General features: G+C 41.1%; 5 protein-coding genes. 4 read left to right on the plus strand and 1 reads right to left on the minus strand.

Translation table 11 applies throughout. The features are described 5' to 3' along the window. A partial coding sequence (locus tag VE944_RS19180; protein ID WP_324980329.1) for a helix-turn-helix domain-containing protein occupies window positions 1-300 on the plus strand: 300 nt, incomplete at its 5' end. Window positions 301-490: 190 nt separating this feature from the next. Beyond that, window positions 491-2,149: an ArnT family glycosyltransferase gene (locus VE944_RS19185; protein WP_324980332.1), complete on the plus strand. Its 1,659-nt coding sequence runs from the start codon at window positions 491-493 to the stop codon at window positions 2,147-2,149. Between the two features lie 21 nt (window positions 2,150-2,170). Here VE944_RS19185 and VE944_RS19190 read toward each other — a convergent pair whose 3' ends face one another. Continuing rightward, window positions 2,171-2,587 (minus strand): hypothetical protein, encoded by a 417-nt coding sequence (locus tag VE944_RS19190; protein ID WP_324980334.1) that lies wholly within the window; start codon window positions 2,585-2,587, stop codon window positions 2,171-2,173. 300 nt (window positions 2,588-2,887) lie between these two features. Between VE944_RS19190 and VE944_RS19195 the strand changes: the two genes are divergently transcribed. Together VE944_RS19195 and VE944_RS19200 are read left to right on the plus strand one after the other, a co-directional pair. Beyond that, window positions 2,888-3,355, plus strand: coding sequence for a MarR family winged helix-turn-helix transcriptional regulator (locus VE944_RS19195; protein WP_324980338.1), 468 nt, complete (start codon window positions 2,888-2,890; stop codon window positions 3,353-3,355). A 156-nt stretch (window positions 3,356-3,511) separates the two neighbouring features. Then, window positions 3,512-4,779, plus strand: a 1,268-nt coding sequence (locus tag VE944_RS19200) for an HlyD family secretion protein (protein WP_324980340.1), incomplete at its 3' end; no start/stop codon positions are given.

Raw genomic sequence — 4,779 nt, forward strand, 5'->3', positions numbered from 1 at the left:
AGCAGTGGCAATGTATTCGCTGATCTCGGTTTAGAGGATGCTTCGGAACTTTTTATGCGAGGAAAGATAGGGATTCAGGTACTACGCCTCCTTTCTCAACGCAACCTGAAACAGCGCGAAATCAGCGAACTTCTTGGCATTCCTCACCCAGAAGTATCTCATTTGATGAAAGGAGAGTTTCAACGCTTTGGCGAGGGCAAACTCCTCATTTTCCTCAAGCGGCTCGATACGGAAATCACCTTACATCTTCGTCCTCGTAATGCGTCAGCCCAATCTGCTGAAACTGTTATATCGTTATAGGACACGATGGAAGCCATGTTGGATCTGAGTTTAGAACAACCAAGATTTATCAAAAAGTAGCTTGCAGGTAACTCTATTTCAAAAAATGCGGCAATTTCAGGTATTGTTCAAAAAACACTATGTAACATATTTTAATAACAGCAAGACACATAGACGAGTCTAAATAGCAGCATTCAATTTTATCAATTCAATGTTTTATAAATTACATATCTTGCAGCATATTTGGCGACAAACGCGCCTAGTGGGATTATTACCATATTTGAGCTTGTTACTTTGGATACTTCCCTTATTATTATTTACTTCTGGGCATAATAGCCTGATGGCACATGATGAAGGGCTTTACGCTTCGCGTGCGCGTCTGATGTTTGATTCTGGTAATTGGATAACTCCTTGGGAAAAAGCACATCATAAAACTCCTGGGCCTTATTGGATAATTGCCAGTTTCTACAAGCTGTTTGGGATGAGTGATACTAGTGCGCGTATTCCTAGTATGATTGCTAGCATTTTTAGCTTATGGCTGGTGTATGAAATTGCCAAAAGTATGCTAGGCAAAAAATTAGGTTGGCTAGCTGCTGCAATTTTAAGTGTAGAATTTTTCTGGCTGCAATACTCTCGCTTAAGTACACCTGATGTACCGATGGTTTTATTAGTACTTTTAGCTATTTTGTCTTTAATAAAAGCGGAATCATATCCTAAATATCGCTATTTTTGGAGTTTTATAGCTGGTTTAAGTTTAGGTTTAGGTTTCTTAGTCAGAAGCTTTATGATTTTTTTGCCAATCGTAGCTTTATTCCCTTATTTAATTTGGGAACATCGCCGCCATCATCATCTTACTAACCCATTTTTGTATTTAGGCTTTTTTGTAGGTTTAATCCCTACCTGTGTTTGGCTGTGGTTAAGTTGGCTGCACTACGGAAATCAGAGTTTTGAAGAGTTGCTCAAGTTTGTTGTGCAGCTAGGTTCTGAAAATAATTATAGAAATGATCGGCTGTTTTATTTATGGAATATTATTTTAAAAGCATTTCCTTGGCCTTTTTTCGGACTTTTAGGTTTATTTATTACTTTTCATCGTCCTATTAATCGTTATCAGTTAATATTAGTTGGCTTTCCACTTGTTTTATTTTGTGAACTTAGCCTTTTTAGTACTCGTCTTCCTCACTATAGTCTTTGCCTTTATCCGTTTGTAGCTTTGCTTGCATCTGTGGGTTTAAATTGGTTAGGTAGTATTTACGAAACAGGAATTACCCCGCAATTACCTGTTGAAAAAGGTAAAATAAATATATTAAGCCTTTTTGCAAAAAATAATTTTCCTCGAAATCTCAGTTATGGCTTTGGTGGGTTCGGTGTTTTACTTGTAATAGTGAGTATTGGTGTTCTTAGTTGGGGTAGTTTTGACATCCGCAAGTATGCATTTATTGGCTTGGCTATTGGCTTGGGTTGGTTAATTTTACCTGTAGTGTGGATTAGTCGTTACCACTTTGGCAAGAAGTTTCTCACAGCGCGTTATTGGATTGCAGGCTGGTTAATTCCTTGTTGGTTAGCTTTGGCGATGATTGGTAGCATAGGGCTTTTAAGTGACTATAACCCTATTTTGAAATCTTTCTTACAACAAAGTGCGATCGCCGCAATTATCCAATCTCATCCTACCTACTATGTGCAAATAGACCAGAAAACCCAAGTATTGCTTAATTTCTATCTTTCTATTCACCCCCAACGAGTAGGCTCTATTTCCCAAATACCTGCTTTGAGCTATGCTTGGATATATGCTGACCAGTCCCCTAAATTATCTCGACCTCACCGCATTCTGGGTACAGTCAAAGAGTATCAGTTAATTCAAGTTCTTCCCTAAGACAGATGGAAAAACCTTTGATTATAATTGGGTATTCTGTTCAAGTCTATTTTGCGGTTGCTTTTGCAAAAAATTATATAATGTTGGGGCTTTACCCTCTACATAAAGGGTTTTAGGAAAAACTTTTAAGCTGAAGCTGCTAGGGTACAAAACGAGTCCTGCACCAAAGATTATAATAGTTCCCAAGATGAAAATCTGTTTCCCATTTTCTCTCGACCATCGAAATGTAGCATCTAAAATCAAGATAATAGAGATTGCTGCTGCAACAGCAAGTACCATCCTAAAAGTATGATGGGTGTAGCGGCTAGGCCAGTGCAGTTTAAAAGCTAAGGCATGGGCAGTAAAAAACATTATTAAACTAGCTATCACTGCCTGTAGTAATAGTTTTACTTCATCATTTACTTCCTTGGTTAGGAGAAAGTAAGACTTACGCTTCAATTCTCCAATCTCGTCCTATCTACTCTGTGTAAATAGATGCTAAAACAAAAGTACTACTTAATTTCTATCTTTCTATTCGTCCTGAATAAATAGGCTCTATTTCCCAAATACCAGCTTTGAGCTATCCTTATATATATGCTGACCAGTCCGGTAAATTATCTCAACTTCACTGCATTATCAGCACTGTCAAAGGGTACAATATTATTCTTTAAGACAGAATGTCAAGCAGATATAAAGCAAGTATTGATAAAAAAGCTAATCCAATTATAATAATATTACGCATACTAAGTATTTTTCTAAATGGTTTCTACATCTAATCACTCCCCACCTTTAGATTCGTGGCAGCAAAATCTGGCACCATACAATTTGGGCTACAGAATCAAATTAGTCTCGCAGCTACTCAGTCGCAAGTTTACAGACAGGCTAGAACCCTTTGGTCTTACGCCATTTCACTGGCTGGTGTTGTGCTGTTTATGGCAAGAGGATGGTTTACCTACTTCTAGTATTGGGGACAAACTCAAACAAGTAGGGGGGACTTTAACAGGCGTATTAGATCGGATGGAAGAACGCGGCTTGGTGCGTCGAGAACGCGATGGTCACGATCGCCGCATCTGGCGAATCTGGCTAACGGATGCAGGTAAGGAACTAGAAGGTGTTTTACCCCCCATTGCCGCAGCAGTGCGTGATGAAACGATGGATGGTATTTCCTTTGCTGACCAAGAACTGTTTTCTCAAATCTTGAACCGGGCGATCGCTAACCTCTCCTAGAGATGATCCCATAATCACCCGACTGGGGGAGGTGATGTGAAGATTTGTTTTAAGATAATAATACGCATACTAAGTAAATAAATTTTTTTCAGAAAATACTACGCATTCTAAATAAAAGACTATCAATCAAATTATTGAACAAACGAGTTAAGAATCATGACCAGTAATACTTTTAACGGACGCAACGGACACAAAACCCCATTTATCGGAAAACAATTGATTCCTGATTCCGAGACTTTAGAAACTGTGACGGCAGAAGCACCTGTTGTCACACCTGAGATAGAGAAAGAGAAAGAAGTTCCACCGAAGCGGAAAAGACCGACTGGTTTAATTCTGGCAGCATTAGGTGTGGGTGCGATCGCCGCAGGTGGTTTTGGTTATAACTACTGGCAATACGCCTCCACTCATCAGGAAACAGAGAACGCCACCGTTGCTGGTAACATTCACCAAGTTAGTAGCCGCATTCCCGGAACTGTAAGTCAGGTGCTAGTGAATGATAACCAACTGGTGCAACCGGGACAATTGTTAGTGAAATTAGATCCACGGGACTATGAAAGCAAGGTACAGCAAGCAGCAGCAGCCCTAGAAAATGCTCGTGGACAGGCGCAAGCCGCCCAAGCAAATATTGCTTTAACTTCAGAAACCACTACTGGTAAGACAACTCAAGCGCAGGGTGATGTCAGCAGTGCGGTAGCAGCAATTTCCACAGCCCAAGCAGCAGTTCAAGAAGCTCAAGCAGGGATACCAGCAGCGCAAGCTGAAGTCAGACTAGCCGAAGCAGGGATTCCCGCCGCCCAAGCGCAGGTAGCGCAAACAAATGCGAATTTGGAAAATGCCAAAGCAGATTACAACCGCTACAACCAGTTATATAAATCAGGTGCGATCGCTCGTCAGCAGCTAGATGCAGCCAAGGCCGCTTATAACGTGGCTACGGCACAAAGGAACGTTGCTGTTCAAGGAGTAGAACAAGCCCAAGCCAAGTTAGCCTCTGCTAGAGTTGGTGTTGCTAAAGCCCAGTCTCAACTAGCACAGGCGCAAGAAAATGTCACCAATGCCCAAGCTAAATTGGCAGCATCTAGGGGAGGATTGCAACAAGCTACCGCAGGCGGACAAGATACAACAGTAAAACGTAGCCAATATGAAGCAGCAAAAGCTGCGATCGCACAATCAGAAGCATCGCTCAAAGACGCACAATTACAACTATCTTACGCCAACGTTACCGCCCCCAGCGCCGGACGAGTTGGTAGAAAAAACGTCGAAGTTGGCAACCGAGTCCAATCAGGAACACCATTAATGGCGATCGTGGATAACCAGTATTGGGTAATTGCGAACTTCAAAGAAACTCAATTAGAAAAGATGCGCCCAGGAGAAGAAGCAGAAATCAAGCTAGATGCTTTCCCCCATCACACCTTTGTTGGTCGTGT

Origin of the sequence: Nostoc sp., assembly GCF_035638895.1 — a bacterium.
GTDB lineage: Bacteria > Cyanobacteriota > Cyanobacteriia > Cyanobacteriales > Nostocaceae > Nostoc.